We start from the raw sequence: 26499 nt of genomic DNA, 5'->3' as shown, positions 1-26499 counted from the left end.
AGTCCAATGCGGCACGGAGTCGCGCGTTTCGTCACGGGTTTCCTGGCCCTGCCCGTCGCGCTGTACCTGTTCTACGTGGTGTGGCCGTTCGCCCAGGCGGCGGGGTACTCGCTCACCGACTGGGGTGGGTACTCCGATTCTCAGCGCTTCGTCGGGCTGGACAACTACGTCCGGCTGCTCTCCGACGAGCTGATCCGGAAGGCGTTCTGGCACAACGTGTTCTTCCTGGTCACCGTGCCGCTGTTCACGATCGCGCTGGCCCTGTTCCTCGCGTTCCTGCTCAACGTGGGCGGACGCGAGGACAGGGCCGGCATCCGCGGGGTGTTCGGCTCCGGGATCTACAAGGTCATCTTCTTCTTCCCGCAGGTGCTGTCGCTCGTCGTCATCGCCGTCATGTGGCAGCAGATCTACCGCACCGACGGGCAGGGCCTGATCAACGGCCTGCTCATCAAGATCGGGCTGGTCGACGCGGACAACCCGATCGCCTTCACCGCCGACCCGGAGCCGTTCCTCGGTGTGCCGGCGGTGCTCTGGTGGCTGCTGTTCATCGCGGTGTGGAGCGGCGCCGGCTTCTACATGGTGCTGTTCTCCGCCGCGATGCAGTCGATCCCGAAGGACATCTACGAGGCCGCGGTCCTCGACGGCGCGGGCCGGTTCCACACGTTCTTCCGGGTGACCCTGCCGCTGCTGCGGGACAGCATCTCGGTCGCCTGGGTCTACCTCGGCTTCATCGCGCTGGACATGTACGCGCTGGTCTTCGTCATGACGCCGAGCCAGGGCGGGCCGAACCACGCCAGCGAGATCTTCGCCTCGGTGATCCAGTTCAACGCCTTCCAGAAGGGCCAGTTCGGTTACGCCTGCGCGATCGCCGTCGCGCTGGCCATCTTCACCATCCTGCTGGCCGCGCTCCAGCTGAGGATCACCCGCCGTGAGCGGATCGAGTTCTGAGGAGGTCTGGACGATGAGCACTGTGACCCACACCTCCGGCCCGGCCCGGTCCGACACGGCGCCGCCGGACCGGCCGCCCGCGGACCGGCGCGCGAAGGACGCCGGCAACGGCTTCGGCGGCCGGATCTTCAACGGCTTCTCGCACCTGTTCCTCGCGGTCTGGGCGATCATGGTGGTCTACCCGCTGCTGTGGGTGGTGATGTCGGCGCTCAAGACCGACTCCGAGGTGATCCGCGAGCCGCTGTCGCTGCTCCCCGACTCCTTGCAGTGGGACAACTTCGCCCGCGCCTGGACCGCCGGGATCGACAGCTTCTTCCTGAACACGCTGCTCGTGCTCGTGTTCAGCGTGACGCTGACGATGCTGCTGGGCTCGATGGCCGCGTACGCCCTGGCGCGCTACGAGTTCCGCGGCAACCGGCTGATCTATTGGATGTTCCTGTCCGGGCTGACGCTGCCGATCTACCTGGCCGCGGTGCCGCTGTTCAAGGGCGTCTACAACACCGGGGTGAGTCTCCCGCTGCTCGGCCCGAACAAGCACCTCATGCTGATCCTGGTCTACGTGGCCTGGTCGCTGTCGTTCACGATCTTCTTCATGCACTCGTTCTTCCGGACGCTGCCCGACTCGATCGCCGAGGCGGCCCAGGTCGACGGGGCCTCGCACACCCGCACGTTCTTCAGCGTGATGCTGCCGATGGCCAAGCCGGGCCTGATCAGCATCGGCATCTTCAACGTGCTCGGCCAGTGGAACCAGTGGTACCTGCCGACGCTGCTCATGCAGTCGGTGTCCGGCGAGCCGAAGAACCAGGTGATCGCCCAGGGGCTGATCGAGCTGTCGGTCAACCAGGGCTACAAGTCCGACTGGTCCGGACTCTTCGCCGGTGTGACCATGGCGATGCTGCCGGTGCTGATCGTGTACATCGTCTTCCAGCGCCAGGTGCAGTCCGGCCTCACCGCCGGCGTCGGCAAGTAACCCCCCGGATGTAAGGAAGGGCCCCTTGTTAACACTGAGTGTTAACAAGGGGCCCTTCCTCTACCGCAGGCGTTAAGAGGGGGCCCTTCCTTCCACGCGGAGCGTGTCAGGGGGAGGGGGCAGAATGCGTCCGTGCTGGTGGCGGTGGTGGCGGACGAGCGGGGCGGCGGCGTGCTGCGACCGCTGCACGCCGACGGCACCCCGTCCGGCCCTGCGGAGGAGGTCACCGACCTGGCCGCCGCAGTGGCCGTCCGGGAGGCCGCCGGGCACCCCCGCTGGCTGTGGGCCGCCTGGGCGGGCGTCTACCCGGCGCTGCTGCGCGCCGGGGTGCGCCTCGACCGCTGCCACGACGTCGAGCTGATCGAGGCGCTGCTGCTCGGGCACGCGGGCCGCTGGGGCGAGCCCCGCGCGCTGCCGGCCGCCTGGGCCCGGGTCACCGGAGCGCCGGTCCCGCCGGACCCGGCGCCCCGCCCGCCCGAGCCGCCGGGCCACGCCCAGGCCGCGCTCTTCGAGCCGCCGTCCGGCCCACCCGGTCCGGGCATCACGGCGTTGACCCGGGTGTACGCCGACCAGCTCGCCCGGATCGTCGCGACCACCCATCCCGGCCGGTTCCGGCTGCTGGTGGCCGCCGAGTCGGCGGGCGCGCTGGTAGCGGCCGAGATGGGCGCGGCCGGGCTGCCGTGGCGCGCCGACGTGCACGACGCCATCCTGGCCGACCTGCTCGGCGAGCCGTCCCCGGTGGGCGGGCCGCCGCGCCGGCTGGCCGAGTTGCAGGCCCGGATCGCTGACGCGTTCGGCGTACGCCAGGTGCACGCCGACTCGCCCGCGGAGCTGTTGCGGGCGTTCGCCCGTGCGGGCGTGGACCTGCCGAACACGCGCGCCTGGGTGCTGCGCGGGGTGGAGCATCCGGCGGCGCCGCTGGTCCTCGAATACAAGGAGCTGTACCGGATCTGGACGGCGCACGGCTGGGCCTGGCGCGACGCCTGGGTCTCCGGCGGCCGGTTCCACCCGGAGTACGTGCCAGGCGGCGTGGTCTCCGGCCGGTGGGCGACCCGGGGCGGCGGGGCGTTGCGGATCCCGAAGGTGATCCGGCGGGCGGTGGTGGCGGACCCGGGCTGGACGTTCGTGGTGGCCGACGCGGGGCAGCTCGAACCGCGCGTGCTCGCGGCGGTCTCCGACGACGAGCGGCTGGCCGCGGCGGGCGGCGCCGGTGACCTCTACGCCGCCCTGGCCCGGGACGCGTTCGCCGGTGACCGGGCGAAGGCCAAGGTGGCCCTGCTCGGGGCGATGTACGGGCAGACCGGCGGGGCGGCCGTGCCGGCGCTGGCTGTGCTGCGGAAGAACTACCCGACCGCGTTCGGCTACGTCGAGGCGGCGGCGCGCACCGGTGAGGCGGGCGGGCTGGTCCGGTCCTGGCTGGGGCGTACCTGCCCGCCCGGGTCGGCGGGGTTCGCCGAGGGGGAGGAGCCGACGCCGGACGGCGGGGCCGACCCGCACAGCCCGTCGGCTCGGGCGGCCCGGTCGCGGGGGCGCTTCACCCGCAACTTCGTCATCCAGGCCACCGCCGCCGAGTGGGCCTCGACGCTGCTGGCGACGCTGCGCACCGAGCTGGCCGGCACGGAGGCGGAGCTGGTCTTCTTCCAGCACGACGAGGTGATGGTGCACTGCCCGGCCGGGCAGGCGGCAACCGTCGCCGAGGCGGTCACCGCCGCCGGCGCGCGGGCCACCCGGCTGCTGTTCGGCGACACCCCGGTCCGGTTCCCGCTCGACCTGTCCACTGTGGGCTGCTACGCCGACGCGGCATAGTCACGCAATTTTCCGTTTTGCCCCGCTACCCGCACCCGGCCGCGCTCGTTGGGCCCGGTGTGCGTACGACGGGACGGACCGGGCGGCTGTGCCCGGTCCGTCCCCTGATCGAGGGGGCACCGCTGAACCGGATCGCTGCAATGATCATCGCCGCCGGTGGCGGCCGCCGCATCGGCGGACCCGAAGCGCTGCTGCACCAGGGCGAGAAGCCGCTGGTCAGCCAGATGATCGACACGATGGCCGAGGCGGACTGCGCACAGGTCGTGGTCGTCCTGGGCGCGGCGGCCGAGCAGGTGCGGCAGACCACCGACCTGAGCGGCGCCACCGTCGTGGTCAACCGCGCGTGGGGCACCGGGGTGGGCTCCTCGATCCGGGCCGGGCTCGCCGCGCTCACCGACGACGACATCGAGGCGGTGGTCGTGGTGCCTGTGGACATGCCCGGGCTCACCGCTGCGGCGGTCCGCCGGGTCACCGCCCTGCCGTACCCGGACGTGCTGGTCTGCGCCACCTACGACGGGCTGCGCGGCTACCCGATGCTGTTCGGCCGCCGGCACTGGTCCGGCATCGCCACCCTGGCCAGCGCCGACGTGGGGGCGCGGCCGTACCTGCTGGCGCACAAGGACCAGATCGTCGACATCGCGTGCGACTCGGTGGCCGACGGCAGCCGGATCGACAGCCCCGAGCTGATGGCGCTGTACGGCCTGTCCATCCCCGAACAGCGCGTCGGCGCCTGAGGAGCGCCCCGCTTGTCGGACCCGGATGCCACGATGCCGTCATGGCCTACGACGAGGACCTGGCGAACCGGGTACGGGAACGTCTCGGGCGCGAGCCCGGCATCACCGAGCGGCGCATGTTCGGCGGCCTGGCGATGATGCTGCGCGGCAACATGGCGGTGGTGGTGCGCGGCGCGGGCGGCCTGATGGTCCGGGTCGACCCGGCCGAGGCCGAACGCGCGCTGGCCGAGCCCGGCGCCGAGGCGACAGTCATGCGGGGCCGGCCGATGCGGGGCTGGGTCACCGTGTCGCCCGATGTCTGCGAGCACGACGCCGACCTGACCCGCTGGGTCGGCAGGGGCGTCCGCTTCGCGCGCACCCTGTCGGCCAAGTAGCGCGACAGCGGGAAATCCGGCTGCGCGCCCGGACCCGTCCGGCCTAGGCTCCGCCTGCTGCCGACGACGGCGGCGGATCGGAGACGGGCGGATGACGGTTCACCTCTACGCGGTCAGCCTCGACGCGGCCGACCCGCTGCGGCTCGCGCGGTTCTGGTCCGGGGTGCTGGGCCGGGAGATCCTCGACGACCCGAGCGAGGGGGTGGCGCTGGGCGGCGACGCCCACAGCGACTTCCGCATCCGGTTCCTGCCCGGCGATGCGCCGAAGACCGTCCAGAACCGGATCCACTTCGACCTGACCAGCGCGTCGCCGCAGGCCCAGCGGGACACGGTCGACCGGGCGCTGACGCTGGGCGGGCGGCACATCGACATCGGCCAGGGGCCGGACGACGACCAGGTGGTGCTCGCCGACCCCGAGGGCAACGAGTTCTGCGTCATCGAGGCGGGCAACAACTTCCTCGCCGGCTGCGGCCCGGTCGGCGCTGTCAACTGCGACGGCACGAGGGCGGCCGGCCTCTTCTGGCGCGAGGCACTGGGCTGGCCGCTGGTCTGGGACCAGGACGAGGAGACCGCGATCCAGTCGCCGCGCGGAGGCGCGAAGGTCACCTGGAGCGGCCCGCCGCTGATGGACAGTGGCGGGCGGGACCGCGTACACCTGGATCTGGTCGCGGCCGGTGACCGGGACGCGGAGATCGACCGGCTGCTGGCGCTCGGCGCGACCCGGGCCGGTACGGGCCGGCACACCGCCGACGACGCGGTGCTGGCCGACCCCGACGGCACCGAGTTCTGCCTGCTGACACCCCGCTGAGGCGGGTGCGGCCCCGGGGACCGCACCCGCACCGATCAGCGCAGCCGCAGGCTCGGCTCCAGCGTGACCTCGAACAGCCGGTCCCACGGCAGCTCGACCCGCACCGCCGTGACCCGGTCCAGCGTCGCGGTGAACGTCCTGCGTCCGCGTACCCCGAGCACCAGCTCGTGCCCGGCGAAGTGGTCGGCGAAGTACCGCTCGGTCAGCGGCACCAGCCGGTCGCGTACCCAGCCGTCGAAGTAGCGCTTCTGCTCGGCGGTCAGCGCCAGCGGATCCCAGCCCTGCGCGCGGGCGTGCGCGTACGCCTCGACCTGCACCACGTTCTTCCACGGGTCGTCCTTGACGAACCGGTAGAGCAGGTACTCGGCGTGCGCCTGGGCCGGCCCACGCAGCGCCGGCACGCCGAAGCCGCTGCCGGAGGAACGCAGGTACGCCCACCGCGCGGTGCCGTGCGCGAGCGCGTTGCCGCCGGTGTTCCAGCCCGAGTACGACAGCAGCGCGGGCAGGTCCAGGCGGGCCTCCATCCGGGACACCAGGTCGTGGTCGCCCTTGTTGACGATCAGCGGGTCCACCACGATCACCTGGGTGCCGGCCGTTAGCAGCTCGCCGATGCGGCCGACGAACGCGTCCAGGTCGGCGGCCCGCTGCCCGCGACGCACTCCACCATCAGCCGGTTGACCTGGTGGTTGCGTGCCCGCGCGGCCAGGTAGTCCTCGACCACGGCGTCCGGGATGCGCGCCCGCACGGCGTCGAGCTGGCCGCGCAGCGACTCCTGGCCCAGGTTGACCACCTGGTCGTACAGCTTGGCCCACTGGACCAGCAGGTCACGGTAGTCGTCCAGGTCCGTGCCGGTGCTGGTGACGGCGAGCCGCTGGATCGTGTCGTGCACCTCGATCACCGCGTCCGACCGGCGTGCCCGCAGCCGCCGGATCGCCTCCAGGTTGCGCAACGCGTCGGCCAGGGCCGGTGCGGCGGTACGCGAGGCGATCAGGCCCCCGTACGCGAGCATGCTCACCGAGATCACGTACCCGTCGACGCCGTCGAGCCAGCGGGCGATGCCGGCGCCGTCACCGGGAGTGAAGAAACGGCCCCGCAGGTCCCGCGGCGGCAGCAGCACCTCGGCGCCGGCGCTCGCACCGGTCATCTCCGCGCAGTACGTGTTGACCGGCCGGTCGTCCAGCGGCACCAGCGCCACGCTCGGTCGCCGGCCGGCCGGCGGGCCGGGCGAACGCGGGGCCGCCGAGGGCCATTGTGGCCAGGCCGGCCGCGCCGGTTGCCGCAAGAAGGGTTCTCCTCTTCATCGATGCTCCTTCTTCTCCGCCGCGCTCGCCGCCCGGGGGGTGGCCGGAACCAGCCGGCGGGTGATCCACAGCGGTGAGGTGACGGCGTTGCCCATCACCACCGCGTGGGCGCCCGCCCCGAAGGCCCGGCTGATCTGCTCCGTGGTCCGGTAACGCCCTTCGGCGATCACCGGCACGGGCAGCAGCGCGGCGAGTCGCGCCACGAGCCCGAGGTCGGGCCCGTCGATCGGTGGACTGGCCGGGGTGTAGCCGGACAGCGTGGTGGCGACCGCGTCCGCACCGGCCTCGACGGCGGCGACGCCCTCGGCCGCAGTGGAGACGTCGGCCAGGACCAGCGCCTCGCTCTCCTCGTGCACCGCGCGGACGGTGTCGGCGAAGCTCCGGCCGTCGGGCCGGGGGCGGTCGGTGGCGTCCACCGCCACGACGTGCGACCCGGCCCGCGCCGCCTCCAGCGCGTGCCCGGCGGTCGGGGTGATGAACACGCCCTGCGTGCCGTGCTTGTACAACCCGATCACCGGCACGTCGACGGCGGCGCGCACCGCCCGCACGTCGTCGGGGCCGTTGACCCGGACCGCCACCGCGCCGCCGCGGACCACGGCGGCCGCAACGTGGGCCTGGACGTACGGGTCGCGCATCGGGTCGCCCGGGTCGTCGGGCAGGGGCTGGCAGGACACGACCAGCCCGCCGGCCAGTTCGTCCAGGACACTCACGTGCTTGTTCCTCCGTCGTGGTGGATCGGTGTGGCGGCGAGCCGGGCGGCGCCGACCACCACCGCGTCGGCGCCCAGGGCCGCCGCAAGCAGTGGCACGTGCGCCCAGCCGCCTGGTAGCTCCGCCCGGTAGGCGGCCGTCGCGGCGGGGAGCACTGTGGCGGCGGCGCCGCCGGTGACCACCACCACCTCCGGGTCGAGTAGGGCGACCAGCCCGGCCAGGGCCGCGCCGAGCGCGGCACCGGCCCGCTCGACGACCTGCCGGGCGCTCGGGTCACCGGCCGCCGCGCGCCGCGCCACCTCCCGCCCGGTGACCGGGTCACCGCCGGCGAGCGCGTACGCGGCGGCCAGGCCGGTGCCGGAGGCGATCGCCTCCAGGTGCCCGTACCGGCCGCAGCCGCAGCGCAGCCGGTGCGCGCCCGGGACCGGCAGGTGCCCGAGCTGGCCGGCCGCCCCCCGGGCGCCGCCCTCGACCCGCCCGTCGCCGACGATCGCGCCGCCCAGCCCGGTGCCGACGGCTGCCAGCAGCACGTGCCCCCGGCCCCGTCCGGCGCCGGCCCAGCACTCGCCCAGCGCCGCCGCGGCGACGTCGTTCGTGACGCGTACCGGCCGGGTCAGCCGCGCGGCCAGCTCGTGTGCGACCGGAGTGCCGGCCCATCCGGGCAGGCTGCCGGTCGCGTACCGGACGGCGCCGGTCGCCGGGTCGACGGTGCCCGCGGTGCCCACCCCGACCGGCCCGGGGCCGGCGGCGGCGAGCAGGTCCGCGGCCAGGCCGGCGGCGGTGTCCAGCACCGCGGCGGGCCCGCCGCGCGCCGGGGTCGGCGCCTCGCGACGGTCGAGCACCCGCGCGCCGGGACCGACGAGGGCGGCGGCGGTCTTGGTGCCGCCGATGTCGATCCCGACGACCGGCGCTGTCATCCCTTCAGACCGGTGTGCGCGAGGCCCTCGACGAACTGCTTCTGCGCGATCACGAACACCGCCAGCACCGGCAGCGCGGTCATCGACGCCGCCGCGAGCTGGACGTCCCACATCGGACCGCCGTACGCGTCGACGAACTGGGTGAGCGCCTGCGGCAGGGTGAACTTGTCCGGTGAGGAGAGGAACACGATCGGTTCCAGGTACAGGTTCCAGCTGTGCAGGAACGTGAAGATGGCCACCGCGCCGAGCGCGGGCCGGGACAGCGGCAGCGCGATCTTCCAGAACGTGGCGAAGCGCCCCAGCCCGTCGACCCGGGCCGCCTCCTCCAGCTCACCGGGGAGGCTGATGAAGAACTGCCGCATGATGAACGTCGCCAGCACGCTCGGCGCCCCGAAGATCGGCACCAGGATCAGCGGCCAGTGCGTGTCGATCAGATCGAGCTTGAAGAACATCTGGAACAGCGGCACGATCGTCACCTCGCTCGGGATGAGCAGGCCCGCGAGGACGACCAGGAACAGCACGTTCTGCCCCCGGAACCGGATCCGCGCGAACGCGTACCCGGCCAGCGACGCCACGGCCAGCGTGCCGACGGTGACCAGCAGCGCGATGTAGAGGCTGTTCAGGTACTGCTGCCCGAACGGCTGCAGCTCGAACACCCGCTGGTACGCGTCCAGCCGCGGATCGGTCGGCAGCAGCTGCGGCGGGAAGGAGAAGATGTCCGCCACCGGTTTCAGCGACGAGGTGACCATCCACCAGGTGGGGAACACGAACGGGACGGCCAGGACCATCAGCACCCCGTAGAGCACCAGCTTGGTCCGCCGGGACAGGTCACGATTCATGGAAGACCCACCTCTTGCGCATCTGCCACTGCAGCACTGTCAGCGCGAGCACGATGACGAACAGCAGGATCGACAGCGTGGCGCCGTAGCCGAAGTGATGGAACTGGAATGCCTGCTGGTAGAGGTAGTAGACGAGCACAGTGGTCGAGGTGCCGGGCCCACCCTGGGTCAGCACCGCGATCTGCGCGAAGACCTGCAGCGAGCCGACCACCGTGATGATCGACGTGAGCATGATCGTGGGGCTGATCAGGGGCACGGTGATCCGCCAGAACTGGCGCATCCGGCTCGCCCCGTCGACCTCGGCGGCCTCGTACAGCTCGGCCGGCACGCCCTGCAGGGCGGCCAGGAACAGCACCATGTTCAGGCCGACGTTCTTGAACACCTGCACGACGATCACCGACAGCATCGCCGTGCCCTCGCCGCGCAGCCAGTTGGGGCCGTCGACGCCGATCGTGTCGAGCAGGCCGTTGACGCCGCCGTTGTCCTGCAGCAGGAAGCCCCAGACGATGGTCCACGCGACCAGCGAGACCACCACGGGGGAGAAGAACAGGGTGCGGAACACGATGGTCCCGCGCAGCTTCTGGTTGAGCAGGACGGCCAGCAGCAACGCCAGGCCGAGGTTGAACACGACCAGGCCGACCGAGAACAGGCCGGTCGACCGCAGCACCGGGCCCAGGTTGGGGTCGTCGGCCAGCGCGGCGTAGTTGTCGGTGCCGATGTAGTCGAAGCTGCCGGCCAGCACGTTCCACTCGTGCAGGCTGTACCAGACCACGAGGACCAGCGGCAGGATCACGAAGATCACGCTGCCGAGCAGCTGCGGGGTGATGAACAGATATCCGGTGAGCTGGTCCCGGCGGCGGGTGGTCCAGAACGGCCGGGCCCGGCCCGGGGTGGGCCCGGCAGCAGCCGGGCCCACCCTGGTGTCCGTCTGGGTCATGATCCTCGGCCCTACTTCGCCAGCAGCGGCTGGATCTTGGAGCAGACGCCGTCGAGTACGCCCTTGACGTCCGCGTCCGCCTTCCACAGCGGGTCGAGCGCGGCGCGCACCTGCTGGCTCAGCTCGGCCTGCCCGGAGTGGCTGGGCTTGACGGTGCCGTTGGTGATGCCGTCGACGACGACCTTCTGGAGCTGCTCCGGCTTGAGCTTCGGGTTCGTCTTGGCCAGCGTCTCGGCGGTCAGCTGAGACTGCCGCGGCGGCGGGAAGAACTGGGCCAGCTTCGCCGAGTTGGCCGGGTTCGTGAAGAAGGCCAGGAAGTCGGCCGCCTGCTCGGCGTGCGGGCTCTTCTTCATCACGCCGATGCCGGCCTGGCCGACCACCGCGTACGGGCCCTTCGGACCGGCCGGCAGCGGGACCAGGTCCCAGTCGAAGCCGTCCTCCTTCAGCAGCGAGGCACGGGAGATCTGGGTGACGGTCATGGCCGCGTCACCGGCGAAGAAGTCGGCGGTCGTGCCCGGTCCGGGCAGCGCCTTGCCGGTGAAGATCGCCTTGTGCAGCGTGGTCATCGCCTCGACCATCTCCGGGCTGTCGAACCCGCAGCTGCGGCCGTCCTCGCTCCACGCCTGGGCGCCCCAGCCGGTCCAGAACGTGGCCAGGTTGTCCCAGCCCTTGTAGTCGAAGTCGCGGACCACGAGCCCGGCCTTGCCGGACTTCGCCGCTGTCGCGCCGGCCGCGGCGAGCGCGGTGTCCCAGTTCCACTGCCCGGCCGCGATCAGCTCGGCCGGGGTCTTCTGCCCGGCCTTCTTGAGCATGTCGTTGTTGACGAACACGCCGAACGGCGAGGTCGAGAACGGGTACGCGAAGAGCTTCCCGTCGTCGCGCCAGAGCTTCAGCGTGGCGGGGGAGAGGTCGTCGTACTGGTAGCCGTCGGCCTTCTTCAGCGTGTCGTCGAGTGGGCGCAGCGCGCCGGAGGCGACGAAGTCGGGAGCCGAGTTCTCGAAGATCCACGCGAGGTCCGGCGCGTTGCCGCCGGCGATCTGCGTGGTCAGCGTCGTGGTGTAGTTCTCGAACGGCAGCGGGTCGAACTTGATCTCCGCGACGTCCGGGTTGTTCTTGCGGTACTCGTCGGCGATCTCGTTGAACAGCTTCAGGTGCGCCTCGTTCGCCGACCAGACGGTCATCCGCAGGCTGGCCGGACCGTCGTCCTTGGCGTCGCCGCCACCGCCGCAGGCGGTCAGGGCGAGCACACCGGTCATGGTCGCCGCGACCAGGCCGGACAGTCTTCCGTATCTCACTCTCTTCTCCTCACCGGGGGTTCAGTAGCCCGCGATCCGCGGCCAGCGGCATTCCACGCCGGCGGCCGAGACGCGGTCCGTGAATTCGGCCAGCAGGCGGGGGGTGCCGCGGACCGCGCGCGGGGACTCGCCCCGCGCAAGGCAGAAGTCGGCCAGCAGGCCGGCGACCTCACCGACGTTCCACTCGACCGGGTGCAGCCGGTAGCTGCCGTTGGTGACGTGCGTGGTACCGATGTTCTTGCCGGCCGGCAGCAGGTTCTCCATCCGCTGCGGGATGAGCGCGCCGAGCGGGATCTCGAACGGGCAGGAGCCGACGTCGATGTAGTTGTCGCCGCCGGTCGACGGGTGCAGGTCGATGCGGTACATGCCGACGCCGACCGAGTCGGGGTAGCTCACCGCGCCGTGCTCGCCGCGTACCGCGAGGGAGAGGTCCTGCTCGACCACCGTGTACTCGGCGCGGATGCGGCGCGACTCCCGGATGTATGGCGCCTGCGCCAGCCCGTCGGGGCTGCCGGTCACGTCGCCGCGCAGCCGCAGCCCGGGATAGCCGGTGCCGCCGTCGGGGCGGGGCGCCTCGGTCTGCAGCCAGTACAGGACGGAGTAGGACAGCTCGCGCGCCTGGGACAGGTGCCAGGACGCGTTCGGCACGTCGATGACCGGGCCCTCGAAGTAGTCGATCATCGGCCAGTTGACGAGCGTGATGTCGCTGCCGTACGCCCCGTCGACGAAGTTGCGCCGCGCGGCGATGCGCCGGAACGTCCACAGGTTGCCGTCGCCCGGGTTGAGCCGCTGGTCGGCGTTGACGCCCAGCGGGTCGTCGTCCGGGTTCGGCGTGAAGCTGCGCTCGACGATCTCCAGCGTGCGCGGGTGCGGCGACCGCCAGGACAGCAGCCGGTCGCCCCAGAAGTCCGGCTTGTAGTCGCGCCAGAAGTCGTAACCGGCGGGACGGTCGATGGTGTGGTCGCCGTCGACGTGGTCCAGCGCGAAGCAGACGGACACCGCCTGCATGTTCAGCGGCTGCGCCTCGGCGGGCGCGCTCGGCTCACCGGTCTGCGCCTGCGACTCGAACCCGGTCACGTACTCGGTGCCGGTCAGCGGCAGCAGCTCACCGGTCTCGGTGGCGTCCAGGACGTACGGCGCCTCCACCTCGATCCGCTCGTCGCGGTCCCGGTGGGCGAGCGTGACGCCGGTGACCCGGTCGCCGTCGGTCTCGGCCGCGACCGGCCGGTACGGCTGCAGCACCGTCAGCCGCCCGGCCCCCCGGTACGGCGCGAGCATCTGCTCCAGGACGGCGACCGCCACCCGGGGCTCGTGGCAGAGCCGGCTCACCCAGCCGGCACCCGGGTTCAGGTCGGTCCACGCCCGGGACCGCTCGGTCAGCGGGTAGTGGCGGCGGTAGTAGTCGCGGATGCCGTCGCGCAACTCCCGGTAGCTCGCGGTGGCGCCGAACTGCTCGATCCAGGAGTGCTCGTCCGGCGGGACCGCCTGGCTGGTGAGCTGCCCGCCGAGCCAGTCGAACTCCTCGGTCAGGATGACGGACCGGCCGGCACGGGCCGCGGCCAGCGCCGCTGCGACACCGCCCAGTCCGCCCCCGACGACGAGGACGTCCGCACGCATTAGTACCACTTGCTTCCTTCCAGTTGCGCGGCCGGGCGTGTCAGCGCCGGTCGGCCGCCGATCCAGGGACGCCGAGGGTGTCGCCCTCGACGAGTTCGCAGGGCAGGAGCCGTTGCTGGAGGCCGCCGGCGCTGCCGTCGATGACGCCGGTCAGCACCTCGACGGCCTGGCGGCCCATCTCCTCGCGCGGGATGCGGAACCCGGTGAACGTGATGTCGGTGGGCACCGGGACGGTCGGGTCGCCGAGCGTCACGACGGACAGGCCACCGGGCACCGTCAGTCCCCTACGGCGGGCGGCCGACTCCAGCGCGACAGCGGTGGCGAAGTCCTCCACGAAGGCGACGGTGCTGCCGTCGGCCCGCAGGTCGTCCACCGTGGCGTCGGCGGCCTCCGCCGTCGCGGTGATCTGGCGGGCGCTCTCCGCGCCGGTCGCGCCGGCGTGGAAGCCGCTGCGCCGGTCGTGCGAGGACTCGGCCGCGGTGCCCATGCCCACGTACGTCAGGCGCCGGTGCCCCAGGTCCAGCGCCCGCTCCGCCAGCCGGTGGACCGCGCTGGCGTAGTCGGCGCCGACGTAGGGCACCGGTCCGCCGGCGTCGTCGCGGCGCCCGACGGCGACGTAGGGGAACCCGTCGCGGTTGAGCCGGAGCAGCTCCGCGCCGTCGATCTCCCGGCCGAGCAGGATGCATCCGTCGGCCAGCCGCAGCCGGTTGTCCTGGTGGAAGATGCGCCGCCGGCCGTCCACCACCGGGGCGCTGGTGAACAGCAGCAGGTCGCAGCCGACCCGTTCGGCGTACTCCTCGATGCCGAGCAGGAACGGGTGGAAGAAGTCCCGGCTGCCGCTGGGGAAGGCCGGCTCGTAGGTGAAGACGCCGATGATCCGGTTGAACCCGGAGGCGAGGCGGCGGGCGGCCGGGTCGGCGGCGTACCCCGTCTCGGCGATGACCTGCAACACCCGGTCCCGTGTCTCCGGCGCGATCCGGACGTCGGCGTCGGTGCGGTTGTTGAGCACCAGCGACACGGTCGCCTGGCTCACGCCGGCCATTCGCGCGATGTCACGCTGGGTGACACGCCTGGGGGGAGGGGTCACGTCGGTCCTTCCACTTCCGCTAATGCGTATTAGCGATCGGGTTGGGATGGAGCCTCTCTGCTGTCCCGGCGTCCTGTCAAGGGGTGGCCGGAAGATTTCCGTTCGATGAACTGCCTGGAGTAATGCGCATTAGTGGCCGCGCTCGACTCTCCCCGGCGGCTGTTCGGGCGGGACCTTGACAAGAGCCGACCGGGCGAGTGACAGTAGGCGGACCTCGGCGCTAATGCGCATTAGCGTGGCATCGATCGTCCGCACGGACGATCGATGACGCCTGCTTCCCTACCGAGAGTGATACCGGGTGCGGCCTTTGCCCACCGCCCGGGCGGTGCGCGCCGAGGCGGGCTGACCTACACCTGGATGTCGAAGCGTTGCAGCACCGAGGGGGCGACCAGCCCGACCGCTGCCAGCACGGCCAGGATCGTCATCGCGGTGCGCAGCACCACCGTCTCGGTCTTGCTGCCGGTACGCAGGGCGATCTTGTCGGGCAGGCCGATCATCGTCCACATCCGGCGTTTGATCGGGATGGGCCACAGGATCGGCACCCCGGCCCGGGTGATCATGTCGCCGAGGATGTGCACGAAACAACCCACGCCGACGGCGAGCCCGATCATCGGATAACCCCGGTCGCCGGGCAGGTTGGCGAACGTGAACCAGGCCGCGGCGGCGGACACCAGCGTGACCACCACCCAGCCGGCGCGCTCGGCCCACTGGTCGAACAGCCCACGCAGCGCCAGGCCGATCATGAAGAAGAGGATGCCGACCACCGCCCACTTGCCGTAGTGGGCGCAGAGCGCGGTGGTGCCCCAGCCGACGAGCACTGTGAACGGGATGGTGTGGGTCAGCGTGCGGTGCCCGTTGTTGCGGCGGGGATCCTTGCTGAGCTTGGTGGCGTAGTAGACGCCGAGCGAGATCTTCTCCATCACCTCGGCGACGAAGAGGCTGACCACACCGAACGTGCGGGCCACAGTCGCGCCGCCCTGGTTGCGGGTGACCTTCCCGGACAGGTCGAGGTCGGGGAAGAGTGCCCCACCGGCGCAGACCGCGGTGCCCACCGCCAGGGCCAGCGGTGTCTGGTGGTAGTCCGCGAACTGGGCCATCGCCCAGGAGCCGGTCAGCCACGCCGCCGCGCCCGAGAGCGCGTGGGACGGTCCCATCATCTCGGCTCGCCCTTCCCGAAGATCTTGATCCACAAAACTACGCCACTGTAGTCAGCCCGTGCGACAGCGGGGCATCAGCCGGACGGTCCACTGGGGAAGGGGCACCGCAGGCGCCGCATCAGCCCGCGGTACGGGTGGGCCGGACCGTACCGAGGCTCGCGCGGATGACGGCGAACTGCTTCGAGGCGGCGGGCCAGTCGGCGTCGGAGGTGGTCCAGCCGAGCGTCCAGCCGGCCCGCTCGCCGGGCAGGACGCGCAACGCGCGCATCCGTTCCCCGTACGGCGCGGTCCAGCGGCACTCCCACGCCGCGCCCGGGCCGTCGGACTCCAGCCGGACCTTCTGGTAGTGCGGCAGCCGGCCGGCCGAGGTCAGGTCCCGCTCGGACGACTTCAGCCGGCCCACCGGATCACCGCCCGGGTACGGCTCGACGCCCAGGATGCGCCGCGTCTCCGGATCCTGGAAGCAGGTGGTGTCACCGGAGCGCAGTTGTAGCCAGCCGGCGGGCAGGGCGATACGGAATCCGCCGGTGTCGGCGGGCCAGACCCAGCCGGCCGGAACGGTAACCGGCGGGTCGTCGGGTGGCGGTCCCTTGCGGACCGGCGTGCCGGCCACGTCGGGCCGGATGCAGGGGAACGGTGGAGGCGGCACGCCCGGCCCGGGCGGACGGTCCCAGGGGTGGCCGACGGCCTCGGTGGAACTGCCCGTCTGCGGCGGATCGTCGCGGCCACCGGTGATCGCCAGCGCGGTGCCCACACCGGTCGCCACCGCCAGCAGCACGGCCCCCAGCACCAGTCCCCAGCGGTGCAGCGGGTTCCCGTCGCCGGAGGTGAGCGGAGGATCGGCGGGGCGGGGAACCCCGGCGGGCCGGGGTGGGGCGGGATGCACCGCGCCGCTGTCGACCGGTCCGCTGTGTGCGACCGGGGGAGGCTTGGCGACCGGCGCGGCGCCGGGGCCGACGATGTGCACCGGGCTGAGGGCGTCGGCGCGGGGTGCCGACTCGGGGCCGGCCGGGCTGCCCGGGTCGACGAAGCTGGTGAGGACCGTCGGACCGAGGCTGATCGGACCCGGGCGGGCCGGCCCGCTCCGGCGCGGGTCCGGTGTCGCGTCCGGGCTGCCCCGCTCCGGCGCACCCGTGCGGCCTCGCTCCGGGTCACCGGCCCGGCTCCGCTCCGGGTCACCGGTCCGGGCGCGGCCCGGTGGCGCCGTCCGGCCCACCGCACCCGAGCCACCGACCGCACCCGAGCCGCCGATCCCGGCCGAGCCGCCGATCCCGGCCGAGCTACCGGCCGCGGCCGGGCCACCGAGCGCCCCCGAGCCGCCGAGCGCCCCCGGACGGCTGATCGCGTCCGACCGGCTGCCCGGGGACGGGGGACCGACTGCGCCCGAGCGGCCGGCCGGGGACGACTGACTGCCTGCTTCCGCGCGGGCGGGCGGGACGGAGCGGCCGGTCGTACCGGAGGGACCGGCCGGGCCGGCCGCGCCCCCGGATGGTGGCGCGCGGCCGCCCTCGGCGGCCGGGGCCCACTCGCTGCGCTTCGCCGCCCGGCTCCACGCGCGGGCGGCGGCGGCCGGCGGCATCAGGTCCGGGTAGATGCCGCCCGGAGCCGCCGGGTTCCCCGGTGACCCCGGCTCGTCACCCGCCGGGACGTCGGCATCGCGGCCGCCGGCCGGCCGGTCGGACGACGCAGCGGTGGCACGGCCCGCAGAGCCGGCGGCCTCCGCGTCGGCCTCCGACACCGCTGCGACGCCGAGCAGGCGGGCCGTCTCGCGGTGCCCGAGCCGGGTACGCGGATCGCGGCGCAGCAGCCCGGCCAGCACCGGCGTCAGCGGGCCGGCGTGCGGGGCCGGGTCGGGCGGCCGGGTGGCGAGCGCGGCGAGCGTGGCCATCGCGGTGCTGCGGGCGTACGGGGAGCGGCCCTCCACCGCGGCGTGCAGCGTGGCGCCGAGCGACCACATGTCCGCCTCGACGCTCGACACGCCCTCGGCGGCCCGCTCCGGTGCCACGTACTGGGGGGAGCCGAGGACCAGGCCCGGCCGGGTCATCGCGCCGTCGCCGCCCTGGAACACGGCCAGTCCGAAGTCGGTGAGCAGCACCCGCCCGTCCCGGGCCAGCAGCACGTTCGCGGGCTTCACGTCCCGGTGCAGCACCCCGGCGTCGTGTGCGGCGCGCAGCGCGGCGAGCACCGACAGGCCGATCTCGGCGGCGCGACCGGGCGGCAGCGGCCCGTCGCTCTCGATGATCTCCTGGAGCGAGCGGGACGGGACGTACTCCATGACCAGCCAGGGTTCGCCCTGGACCCGGACCACGTCGTAGACCCGCACCACGTTGGGGTGGTTGAGCCGCGCGGACGTCCGCGCCTCGCGCAGCGTACGGGCGCGCAGTTCGTCCTGCTCGTTCTCGGCGAGCCAGTTCGGCGGCACGACCTGCTTCACCGCGACCTCGCGTTGCAGCTCCTCGTCGCGCGCCCGCCAGACCTGACCCATCCCGCCGCGGCCGATCAGTTCGAGCAGGCGGTACCGCCCCGCGATCACTACCTCCCGCACCGCACTCCTCACCGCTGGTCAGTGGTCCACAATAGCCAACGGATCGGACGGTACCTATCGCATGTCAGCGCGTCCTGTTCCTAACTCGTCGCGCCGGCGAGCAGGTTCCCCTCCGGGACGGTGATCGGGGACCGGTCACCGGCCAGCAGGGCGGTGGCCCGGCGGGCCTGGAACGCGTCGTGGCCGCGGCGGGCGGTGGCGTAGGCGGCGGCGGTCCGGGCGGCGATCGCCGACCAGGTGTAGCGCCGGCTGACCATGGTCCGGGCCTTGCGCGCCACCCGCCGGGCGAAGACCTCGTCGCCGAGCAGCCGGTCGACGGCGCCGGCCAGCGCGTCCGGGTCGCCGTGCGGGAACGTCACCCCGGTGACGCCGGGCTCGACGATCTCGGCCAGCCCGCCGGTACGCGCCACAGCGAGCGGCGCTCCGGCGGCCGCCGCCTCCAGCGCGATCATGCCGAACGGCTCGTAGAGGCTGGGGATCACCGTGGCGTCGGTGGCGGCGAGCACCGCGGGAAGCTGGGTGGCGTCCATGAAACCGGCGAACCGGACCGTGTCTCCCACGTGCAGCCGCCGCGCCTGGTCGACCAGTTCGTCCTTGTACGGCCCGTCCCCGGCGATCACCACCCGCAGGCCGGGGTGCCGCTCCGCCAGGTGCGGCACGGCGTGCACGAGGTGCTGCACGCCCTTCTCGTAGACCAGGCGGCCGGCGTACCCGACGAGCGGCCCGCCCGCGGCGAAGCGTGCCCGGGCGGAGGCGACCGCGTGCGGCCGCGCGCGCCAGGCCCGGTCGTCGACGCCGTTGGCGACCACGTCGATGCGCCCGGCCGGCACGCCGAACAGCCGGGCCACCTGGTCGCGCATGTAGCCGGAGCAGGCGATCACGCGGCCGGAGGCGTTGCTCAGCCAGTGCTCGACGCCGTGGATGGTGCGGTTCATCTCCTCCGGGAGCCAGCCCTGGTGCCGGCCCGCCTCGGTGGCGTGGATGGTGGTCACCAGCGGTACGTCCAGGTGTTCGCGCAGCGTCATCGCGGTGTGCGCGACGAGCCAGTCGTGGGCGTGGATGACGTCGTAGGTGCCGGCGGAGGTGGCGCGCAGTGCGGTCCGGGTGAGTGTGTGGTTGAACGCCATCGTCCAGGCGAGCAGGGAGCCGGTGGCGAGGGGGAAGGTGACCGGGTCTTCGGCGGCGCGGATGACGCGGACGCCGTCGGCGTATTCCTCCAGGGGAGCGCCCTCGGCGTGGCGGGTGACGACTGTGACCTCGTGTCCGGCGGCGGCCAGGGCGACGGACAGCGCGTGCACGTGGCGGCCGAGGCCACCGACGAGCACCGGCGGGTACTCCCACGACAGCAGCAGCACCCGCAGGCGCCGGGCGGGCTGGATGTCGATCACTTCGGCGTCAGCTGACACGCGGCCCCCTTTGAGTTGTGGCGTCCCCACCCGGCGGCGTCGCCGCGTGCCGGGTGGGGTCGCCGCCCATCCTGCCGAGGGGTCGATAACCGGCGGCGACGCGCCGGTTGCCGGTCTGTAACGGGTTACCGGCGCATCCGCCGAGCGCGCAGCAGCTCGGCCACCGACCACGCCTGGAACGGGCATCCGGTGGCCGCGTGCGGCGCCGTGCCGTCGGCTGTCTCGCTCACCGAGCCCAGGCCGTCCTCGGCGAGGTGGCCCACCAAGCCCACCAGCAGGTCGTCGGTGGGCAGCCCGGCCCGGCGGTACGCGTCCAGCAGCGGCCCGGTCAGCCAGGGCCAGACGGTGCCCTGGTGGTACGCGGAGTCCCGCTCGGCGGGTCCGCCCCGGTGCCGTTCGGTGTAGCCGGGGGAGTCCGGGGCGAGGCTGCGCGGGCCGAGCGGGGTGAACAGCGCCTCGGTGATCCGGCGCAGCGTGACCTCGTCCGGCTCCAGCGGGGCGTGCGGCAGGGACCAGGCGAGCAGCTGGTTGGGGCGCAGCAGGTCGTCGTCGTGGTGCGCGGCCCCGCCGAGCGGGTACGCGGGCGCCGGTGCGTCGACCACGTCGTGCAGCCAGCCGGCCGGGGCGGGGAACCGCTCCCGGAACGAGGCTGTGGCCCGGCGGTGCAGGGCGTGCAGCGCGGCGGCGTCGCGCCCGGCCAGCTCGGTCAGCTCGGCGAGCCCGGCCAGCCCGTTGATCCACAGCGCGTTGACCTCGACCGGCTTGCCGGTACGCGGGGTCACCGGCACCCCGTGCACCCGGGCGTCCATCCAGGTGAGCGCCACGTCCGGCGGGCCGCCCTGGGCCAGCAGCCCGTCGGCCGGGTCGACGCCGATGCCGTACCGGGTGCCCGCCACGTGCGCCTCGACCACGCCGTGCAGCGCGGGCAGCAGCTCGTCGCCCAGGCCGGTGTCGCCGGTGACTGTGACGTGGCGGTGGACCGCGTGCAGGAACCACAGCGTCGCGTCGACGGTGTTGTACTCGACCCGGCCGGTGTCGGCCGTGTTCGCCAGCATGCCCTCGTCCAGCGTGGCCGCGTACGCCCGGAGCAGGTCCCGGCCCTCGTCGGCCCGGTTCGTGCACAGGAAGAGGCCCTCGTAGGAGATCATCGTGTCCCGCGACCAGGCCCCGAACCACGGGTAGCCGGCGACCACGTCCGGGCCGGTGGCGGTGCGCACCACGAACGCGTCGGCGGCCAGCGCGAGCGTCGCCTCGACCGCGTCGCCGGGCTTCGCCGCGGCGACCACCGCGCGGCTGCGCCGCCGGGCCGCCTCGACCACCGCGGTCGCCGGTGGCGGCTCCTCGGCCAGGTCGTCCGCCCAGGCCAGCACCGACACGGTCGCGCCCGGCTCGTCGAGCGCGCCGGTGAACCGGCCCGCGTACCAGAGGTCCTCGGCCGGGTGCAGGCCGCGCTCGGCCTCCGTCCGGTGGCGCACCCCGTGCCACCACTGCCCCACCGGGGTCCAGTCCGGGCCGGCCAGGCGGTACGCGCCGTCGACCACCGCGCCGCCGGCCGCCGGTTCCAGCCGGGGTGCCGGGCCGTCGGCGCGCCGCTCGCCGTGCGCGTCGCGCCAGGTGCAGGCCGCGGCCAGGTCCAGCCGCACCGGGCCGCCGGAGATCAGCCGGTGCACCACCGCCACGCAGGAGCGGCCGTACGTCATGGCGATCTCCCGCTCGATCACCACGTCGCCGATGCGCCAGCGCCAGCGGGGCACCCCGTCGGCCAGGTCGAAGTGCTCCAGCAGCTCGAAGCCGCGCGGGTCGACCACGCCGGAGGACCACTCGTGCGCGCCGAGGCGGACCTGCCGCCCCGACGGCAGGGTCACCGCCGGGTCGAGGCTCACGAGTCCCACTTCGCGGGACGCCGGCGTGTCACCGGCCACCACGAGCAGCCCGTGATAACGGCGGGTACGCAGCCCGGCGACGGTACCCATGGCGTACCCGCCGCGCCCGTCCGTGACCAGCCATTCCCGCGCGGCGGCGGCGGACAGCTCGCCGCAGACCCGCGGCCCGAAACGGATGTCGATCAACTTTCCTCCACCGGCAGCGAGGTGTGACATGCCACGGCGACAATGGCCGCTGTGGAGATGTACCCCGGCGGCGTCGAAGATGTGCCAGTGATCACCGACCGGTCGACCTCCGCGTCCCCCGACCCCGAGCGGCACCGGCTCGCCCAGGCCGACGCCGGGGAGCAGGACTGGCGCGCATGGGGCCCCTATCTGTCCGAGCGGGCGTGGGGGACGGTCCGGGAGGACTACAGCGAACACGGCACGGCGTGGGACTACTTCCCCCACGACCACGCGCGGTCCCGAGCGTACCGGTGGAACGAGGACGGCATGGCGGGCGTCTGCGACGACCGGCAGACGTTCTGCTTCGCCCTCGCGCTGTGGAACGGGCGCGACCCGATCCTCAAGGAGCGGATGTTCGGCCTCGGCGGCGACGGCGGCAACCACGGGGAGGACGTCAAGGAGTACTGGTGGTACCTCGACAGCACGCCGACGCACTCCTTCATGCGCTGGCGCTACCACTACCCGCAGGCCGCGTTCCCGTACGACGAGCTGGTCGCGGTGAACGCGCTGCGCGGCCGGGACGACACCGAGTACGAGCTGGTCGACACCGGCATCTTCGACGACGACAGGTACTGGGCGGTCACGGTCGACTACGCCAAGGCGTCACCGACGGACGTGTGCGTGCTGGTCACGGTGGCGAACCGGGGCGACGAGGACGCGACGCTGCACGTGCTGCCCACGCTCTGGTTCCGCAACACCTGGGCCTGGGGACTGCCGGGCACCGACCGGATCCCGCAGCTGACCGGCGAGGCGGCCGGGGAGCGGGCGGGCGCCCGGCTCGTCGGTGACCACCGGGTGCTCGGCCAGATCCTGCTGGAGGGCGACGGCGACCCGGTGCCGCTGCTGTGCGACAACGAGACGAACGCCGAGCGGCTGTGGGGGCTGCCGGGGCGGTCGGCGTACCCGAAGGACGGCATCAACGACCACGTCGTGGCCGGCGCGGCCACGGTCAACCCGGGCCGCACCGGCACGAAGGGCGCGCTGCACTACGTGCTCGACGTGCCGGCCGGCGGGCAGCGGCAGATCCGGCTGCGGCTGACCCGTACCGCGCCGCCGCCGGCCGCCGCGCCACCCGCCCCGGCCGACCTGGGCGACGGGTTCGACACCGTGCTCTGGGCGCGCCGGGCCGAGGCGAACCGGTTCTTCGACAGCGTCATCCCGGCCGCCGCCACCGCCGACGAGGCACTGGTCGCGCGCCAGGCCATCGCCGGGCTGATGTGGGGCAAGCAGTTCTACCACTTCGACGTCGAACGCTGGCTGGCCGGCGACCCGGGCTCCGCGCCGCCGCCGGCCGGTCGCCGGCACGGGCGCAACAGCGCCTGGTGGCACATGAACAGCTTCGACGTGATCTCCATGCCGGACCCGTGGGAGTACCCCTGGTACGCGGCCTGGGACCTGGCCTTCCACTGCGTCACCATCGCCCGGGTCGACCCGGGCTTCGCCAAGGAGCAGATCCTCCTGCTGCTGCGCGAGTGGTACCTGCACCCCAACGGGCAGATCCCGGCGTACGAGTGGGCGTTCGGGGACGTGAACCCGCCGGTGCACGCCTGGGCGGCGCTGAAGGTCTTCGAGATCGACGGCTCCCGGGACCACGAGTTCCTCGCCCGGGTGATGCACAAGCTGCTGCTCAACTTCACCTGGTGGGTCAACCGCAAGGACACCGGCGGCAACAACGTCTTCGAGGGCGGCTTCCTCGGGCTGGACAACGTCGGCCCGTTCGACCGCTCGGCCGCGCTGCCGGTCGCCGGAGTGCTGGAGCAGTCCGACGGCACCGGCTGGATGGCCATGTACGCGCTCAACCTGCTCGACATGGCGATCGTGCTGGCCGAGCACGACCGCGCGTACGTGGACACCGCCACCAAGTTCTTCGAGCACTTCGCGTACATCGCCGCGGCCGCGTACCACCAGGGGCTGTGGGACGCCGAGGACGCGTTCTTCTACGACGTGCTGCGGCTGGCCGACGGCACGAAGGTGCCGCTCAAGGTGCGCTCCGTGGTCGGGCTGCTGCCGCTGGCCGCCGTCACCCGGCTGACCGCCCGGACCATGCGCCGCCTGCCCGAGCTGGGCGCGCGGCTGCGCTGGTTCCTCACCAACCGCCCCGGGTACGCCGAGGTGATCGGCGCGCGCCGGCTCGGGCCGGACGGCCGCCAGCAGCGGCTGCTGTCGATGGTCGCCCCGGACCAGGTGGTACGGCTGCTGGCCCGGATGCTCGACACCGACGAGTTCCTCTCCGAGTACGGGCTGCGCACGCTGTCCCGGGCCCACCTGGACAAGCCGTTCACCGTCACGCTCGGCGGGCAGGAGTTCAGCGTCGGCTACGAGCCGGCCGAGTCGACCAGCGGCCTGTTCGGCGGCAACTCCAACTGGCGCGGCCCGATCTGGATGCCGACGAACTTCCTGCTGATCAGCGCGCTGCGCGACTACGCCGCGTTCTTCGGCGACGACCTCCAGGTCGAGTATCCGACCCGGTCCGGGGTGAAGCGCACGCTCGACGAGATCGCCGACGACCTGTCCGCGCGGCTGATCTCGCTGTTCACCCGCGACGGCTGGGGACGGCGGCCGATCTACGGGGCCGCCCAGCTGTTCCAGACCCACCCGGACTGGCGCGACCTGATCTGCTTCCCGGAGTACTTCCACGGCGACAACGGCGCCGGCCTCGGCGCCTGGCACCAGACCGGGTGGACCGCGCTGGTCGCCGACCTGATCCTCACCCTGCGTCGCTGACGCGTGGGGCGCGGCGGCTGCCCGCCGCGCCCCACGTCACGGTGCCACGCTCACGGCAGTGGCAGGAACGCCAGCCGGGCGTGGTACTCGCCGGCCACGGTCACGGTGTCGCTGCCGACCCACAGTCCCCGGTCGGTGGCGTACAACTCGCCGGTGCCCACCCCGCGGTCCTTGGTCGGGTTCCACGGCAGCGCCCTACCCGTGGTCGGGTGGATCGCCCCGATGCCCGGCCGGGACACCGCGCCCGGACCGGCCGAGTTGCGGCCCTGCGGGTTGTCCAGCCAGCGCTGGTGACCCCCGACGTAGACCGCCGCGCCGGTCACCGCCACCGACAGCAGCGTGTCGCCGCCGGTGTGGTTGGCCCAGGCCGGCTGCTTGCCGCCGGTCGCAGTACCGAACTCGAAGCGCGCCGCGGTGTCGCAGAGCGTGCCCGGGAACGCCGCGCCGGTGGTGACCACAGCGAACCAGGTGCCGTCCGGGGAGATGTCCACCCCGCGCAGGTACGACGGCATCGACTTCGCGCACTGCGGCTGGTAGCGGTCGGTGGCCCAGCCGGAGAGCGTGGCACCCGTGCCGGACAGGTTCGCCACCGCCAGCTGGTGCCGGGCCGCCCCCGCCACGGTGCTGAAGTTGCCGGCGAACACCAGCCGGGTGCCGTCGGCGGAGACGTCCAGCACCTCGACCTTGACCGGCGCGGTGGCGCCGGAGGTGGTCGTGCGCGGACCGGCCAGGTTCAGGTCGACCGACGCGTCGGCCGCCCCGGTGGTGGCGTTCACCGCCGCCAGGGCACGCCGGGTCACCCCGCCGACGGTCTGGAACGCGCCGCCGACGATCAGCCGGTTGCCGACCAGGCGCATGTCGTTCACCTGGTTGTTCAGCGCCGGCGTGGTGAAACCGGCGACCCGGGCGCCGGTGGCCGCGTCGATCCGGGCCAGCCGGGACGCCGCGGTGCCGTCGACAGTGGTGAACGCGCCGCCGATGTAGAGCGAGCGGCCGTCCGGCGCGGCGGCGAGCGCCTTGACCGCGCCGTTGACCTGCGGCCGGAACGTGGTGTCGATCCGGCCGGTGGTCGCGTCCAGGGCCACCAGCCGGGGCATCGCCAGCTGGGCCGACTGACCGGCGTTGCGCACCTTGGTGAACGTGCCGGCGACGTACACGCGGTTGCCGATCTGGAGGATGCGGTGGACGGTGCCGTCCAGCGCGTGCGGCGTCCAGTCGACCGGGTTCGTGCCCACCACTGTGGTGTGTGCGGCGTTCACGGCCAGTGCCGGGGATCCCGGCAGCGCCGCGCCCGCGACGGCGAGCGCCGCGGCCACCGCGACGGCCGCGCGCCCCCGGCCCCGGCGCCCAGGTGGATGATCGGGTGAGATCGTCATGGCCGAAGCATGCCGTCCGACCAGGGATTCCGCAGTCGGGTAGCCGCCGGTAGCGGGCCGCCGACCGGATAATCCGCGTGGCCCGTCCGGCGACCGGACAGTACGGTGTGCGAGGTCCGCGAGGGGGAGGGGGACGCGATGCCGTCGCGCCGGGACGCCGCCGTGCTGGTCTTCGACGCCGACGACACGCTCTGGGAGAACAACGTCCTGTTCGAGCGCGTCATCGACGACTTCCTCACCTGGCTCGACCACCCCACGCTGGACCGGGCCCGGATCCGCGCGGTGCTCGACGACATCGAGCGCGCGAACGCCGTCGCGCACGGCTACGGCAGCAAGGTCTTCCTGCGCAGCCTCGGCGAGTGCCTGGAGAAGCTGCGCGAGCGTCCGGCCACCGCACGGGAGCGCATCGAGATCGAGCAGCTCGCCGCGGCCCTGGCCGGGCACCAGGTGGAGCTGATGCCGGGCGTGGCCGAGACGCTCGACGACCTGGCCGGGCGGCACGAGCTGCTGCTGCTGACCAAGGGCGAGCGCGAGGAGCAGCAGCGCAAGCTGGACGCGTGCGGGCTGCTGCACCACTTCCGCGCCGCGCACATCGTGCCGGAGAAGGACGCGGACACCTACCGCTGGCTGGCGCGCGAGCACGCATTCGACCCGGCCGCCGCCTGGATGATCGGCAACTCGCCGCGCTCGGACATCCTGCCCGCCCGGGCCGCCGGGATGAACGCGGTCTTCATCCCGAACGAGAACACCTGGGTCCTGGAGCACGACGAGCTGGACCCGTCCGACCAGCGGGTGATCCGGCTGGCCGCGTTCCCCGACCTGGTCCAGCACTTCTGAGCG

The 26499-nt window shown here is 73.1% G+C and carries 22 protein-coding genes; 8 read left to right on the top strand and 14 right to left on the bottom strand.

Going from position 1 to position 26499, the window contains the following annotated elements; translation table 11 throughout:
- Positions 1–6: 6 nt before the first annotated feature.
- The 6 genes from O7622_RS23580 (at position 7) to O7622_RS23555 (ending at position 5640) form a co-directional block, all read left to right on the top strand.
- On the top strand, positions 7–948 hold the full coding sequence (locus O7622_RS23580; RefSeq protein WP_282310382.1) for a sugar ABC transporter permease: 942 nt from the start codon (positions 7–9) through the stop codon (positions 946–948).
- Positions 949–961: 13 nt separating this feature from the next.
- Positions 962–1918, top strand: a complete 957-nt coding sequence (locus tag O7622_RS23575) for a carbohydrate ABC transporter permease (protein WP_282310381.1) — start codon at positions 962–964, stop codon at positions 1916–1918.
- 132 nt (positions 1919–2050) lie between these two features.
- Positions 2051–3724, top strand: a complete 1674-nt coding sequence (locus O7622_RS23570; RefSeq protein ID WP_282310380.1) for a bifunctional 3'-5' exonuclease/DNA polymerase — start codon at positions 2051–2053, stop codon at positions 3722–3724.
- Between the two features lie 140 nt (positions 3725–3864).
- A complete protein-coding gene (locus tag O7622_RS23565; RefSeq protein WP_282310379.1) occupies positions 3865–4458 on the top strand; it encodes a nucleotidyltransferase family protein in 594 nt (197 codons plus the stop codon).
- Positions 4459–4499: 41 nt separating this feature from the next.
- The gene (locus O7622_RS23560) at positions 4500–4832 is read left to right on the top strand and encodes a TfoX/Sxy family protein (protein WP_282310378.1); all 333 of its coding nucleotides are present in this window, start codon (positions 4500–4502) and stop codon (positions 4830–4832) included.
- 91 nt (positions 4833–4923) lie between these two features.
- The gene (locus O7622_RS23555; RefSeq protein WP_282310377.1) at positions 4924–5640 is read left to right on the top strand and encodes a VOC family protein; all 717 of its coding nucleotides are present in this window, start codon (positions 4924–4926) and stop codon (positions 5638–5640) included.
- Between the two features lie 35 nt (positions 5641–5675).
- On the opposite strand, the gene O7622_RS23550 is transcribed toward O7622_RS23555, so the two are convergent.
- The 13 genes from O7622_RS23550 to O7622_RS23490 all read right to left on the bottom strand — a co-directional run bounded on the left by O7622_RS23550 (position 5676) and on the right by O7622_RS23490 (position 21520).
- Positions 5676–6299 carry a DUF4127 family protein gene (locus O7622_RS23550; RefSeq protein ID WP_282310376.1) on the bottom strand — a complete coding sequence of 208 codons (624 nt, stop codon included), beginning with the start codon at positions 6297–6299 and terminating at the stop codon, positions 5676–5678.
- Positions 6236–6826, bottom strand: coding sequence for a DUF4127 family protein (locus O7622_RS23545; protein WP_282310374.1), 591 nt, complete (start codon positions 6824–6826; stop codon positions 6236–6238). The genes O7622_RS23550 and O7622_RS23545 overlap by 64 nt, the downstream gene beginning before the upstream one ends.
- A gap of 111 nt (positions 6827–6937) precedes the next feature.
- Positions 6938–7651, bottom strand: coding sequence for a putative N-acetylmannosamine-6-phosphate 2-epimerase (locus tag O7622_RS23540; RefSeq protein WP_282310373.1), 714 nt, complete (start codon positions 7649–7651; stop codon positions 6938–6940).
- Complete coding sequence (locus tag O7622_RS23535) at positions 7648–8568, bottom strand: ROK family protein (protein ID WP_282310372.1); 921 nt, start codon at positions 8566–8568, stop codon at positions 7648–7650. The genes O7622_RS23540 and O7622_RS23535 overlap by 4 nt, the downstream gene beginning before the upstream one ends.
- Positions 8565–9407 carry a carbohydrate ABC transporter permease gene (locus O7622_RS23530; protein ID WP_013287328.1) on the bottom strand — a complete coding sequence of 281 codons (843 nt, stop codon included), beginning with the start codon at positions 9405–9407 and terminating at the stop codon, positions 8565–8567. The genes O7622_RS23535 and O7622_RS23530 overlap by 4 nt, the downstream gene beginning before the upstream one ends.
- Complete coding sequence (locus O7622_RS23525; RefSeq protein WP_282310371.1) at positions 9397–10344, bottom strand: sugar ABC transporter permease; 948 nt, start codon at positions 10342–10344, stop codon at positions 9397–9399. The genes O7622_RS23530 and O7622_RS23525 overlap by 11 nt, the downstream gene beginning before the upstream one ends.
- Positions 10345–10355: 11 nt before the next feature.
- The gene (locus tag O7622_RS23520) at positions 10356–11639 is read right to left on the bottom strand and encodes a sugar ABC transporter substrate-binding protein (protein WP_282310370.1); all 1284 of its coding nucleotides are present in this window, start codon (positions 11637–11639) and stop codon (positions 10356–10358) included.
- A gap of 21 nt (positions 11640–11660) precedes the next feature.
- The gene (locus O7622_RS23515) at positions 11661–13256 is read right to left on the bottom strand and encodes an FAD-dependent oxidoreductase (protein WP_282310369.1); all 1596 of its coding nucleotides are present in this window, start codon (positions 13254–13256) and stop codon (positions 11661–11663) included.
- Between the two features lie 40 nt (positions 13257–13296).
- Positions 13297–14343 (bottom strand): LacI family DNA-binding transcriptional regulator, encoded by a 1047-nt coding sequence (locus O7622_RS23510; RefSeq protein WP_282310368.1) that lies wholly within the window; start codon positions 14341–14343, stop codon positions 13297–13299.
- Between the two features lie 347 nt (positions 14344–14690).
- Positions 14691–15500, bottom strand: a complete 810-nt coding sequence (locus O7622_RS23505) for a metal-dependent hydrolase (protein ID WP_282310367.1) — start codon at positions 15498–15500, stop codon at positions 14691–14693.
- 118 nt (positions 15501–15618) lie between these two features.
- Complete coding sequence (locus O7622_RS23500; RefSeq protein WP_282310366.1) at positions 15619–18045, bottom strand: serine/threonine protein kinase; 2427 nt, start codon at positions 18043–18045, stop codon at positions 15619–15621.
- 80 nt (positions 18046–18125) lie between these two features.
- Complete coding sequence (locus O7622_RS23495; RefSeq protein ID WP_282310365.1) at positions 18126–19451, bottom strand: glycosyltransferase family 4 protein; 1326 nt, start codon at positions 19449–19451, stop codon at positions 18126–18128.
- 125 nt (positions 19452–19576) lie between these two features.
- Positions 19577–21520: an amylo-alpha-1,6-glucosidase gene (locus O7622_RS23490; protein WP_282310364.1), complete on the bottom strand. Its 1944-nt coding sequence runs from the start codon at positions 21518–21520 to the stop codon at positions 19577–19579.
- Positions 21521–21562: 42 nt separating this feature from the next.
- Here O7622_RS23490 and O7622_RS23485 point away from each other — a divergent pair, with 42 nt between their 5' ends.
- Entirely contained in the window at positions 21563–24283 is a 2721-nt protein-coding gene (locus tag O7622_RS23485) for a glucosidase (protein ID WP_282310362.1), read from the top strand.
- A 50-nt stretch (positions 24284–24333) separates the two neighbouring features.
- Here O7622_RS23485 and O7622_RS23480 read toward each other — a convergent pair whose 3' ends face one another.
- Positions 24334–25659, bottom strand: coding sequence for a hypothetical protein (locus O7622_RS23480; RefSeq protein WP_282310361.1), 1326 nt, complete (start codon positions 25657–25659; stop codon positions 24334–24336).
- 138 nt (positions 25660–25797) lie between these two features.
- Between O7622_RS23480 and O7622_RS23475 the strand changes: the two genes are divergently transcribed.
- Positions 25798–26496: an HAD family hydrolase gene (locus tag O7622_RS23475; protein ID WP_282310360.1), complete on the top strand. Its 699-nt coding sequence runs from the start codon at positions 25798–25800 to the stop codon at positions 26494–26496.
- The last annotated feature ends 3 nt before the right edge of the window (positions 26497–26499 follow it).

The sequence above is a fragment of the Micromonospora sp. WMMD1076 genome, from assembly GCF_029581475.1.
Lineage (GTDB): Bacteria > Actinomycetota > Actinomycetes > Mycobacteriales > Micromonosporaceae > Micromonospora > Micromonospora aurantiaca.
This window is presented reverse-complemented; position numbering and strand designations above follow the sequence as displayed.

Bases quoted from the DNA above. Each gene is read 5' to 3' on its own strand.
- O7622_RS23480 (WP_282310361.1), bottom strand. From the start codon at position 25,659: ATGACGATCTCACCCGATCATCCACCTGGGCGCCGGGGCCGGGGGCGC.
- O7622_RS23575 (WP_282310381.1), top strand. From the start codon at position 962: ATGAGCACTGTGACCCACACCTCCGGCCCGGCCCGGTCCGACACGGCG.
- O7622_RS23485 (WP_282310362.1), top strand. From the start codon at position 21,563: ATGGCCGCTGTGGAGATGTACCCCGGCGGCGTCGAAGATGTGCCAGTG.
- O7622_RS23475 (WP_282310360.1), top strand. From the start codon at position 25,798: ATGCCGTCGCGCCGGGACGCCGCCGTGCTGGTCTTCGACGCCGACGAC.
- O7622_RS23515 (WP_282310369.1), bottom strand. From the start codon at position 13,256: ATGCGTGCGGACGTCCTCGTCGTCGGGGGCGGACTGGGCGGTGTCGCA.
- O7622_RS23530 (WP_013287328.1), bottom strand. From the start codon at position 9,407: ATGAATCGTGACCTGTCCCGGCGGACCAAGCTGGTGCTCTACGGGGTG.
- O7622_RS23560 (WP_282310378.1), top strand. From the start codon at position 4,500: ATGGCCTACGACGAGGACCTGGCGAACCGGGTACGGGAACGTCTCGGG.
- O7622_RS23505 (WP_282310367.1), bottom strand. From the start codon at position 15,500: ATGATGGGACCGTCCCACGCGCTCTCGGGCGCGGCGGCGTGGCTGACC.
- O7622_RS23535 (WP_282310372.1), bottom strand. From the start codon at position 8,568: ATGACAGCGCCGGTCGTCGGGATCGACATCGGCGGCACCAAGACCGCC.
- O7622_RS23565 (WP_282310379.1), top strand. From the start codon at position 3,865: ATGATCATCGCCGCCGGTGGCGGCCGCCGCATCGGCGGACCCGAAGCG.
- O7622_RS23580 (WP_282310382.1), top strand. From the start codon at position 7: ATGCGGCACGGAGTCGCGCGTTTCGTCACGGGTTTCCTGGCCCTGCCC.
- O7622_RS23525 (WP_282310371.1), bottom strand. From the start codon at position 10,344: ATGACCCAGACGGACACCAGGGTGGGCCCGGCTGCTGCCGGGCCCACC.
- O7622_RS23555 (WP_282310377.1), top strand. From the start codon at position 4,924: ATGACGGTTCACCTCTACGCGGTCAGCCTCGACGCGGCCGACCCGCTG.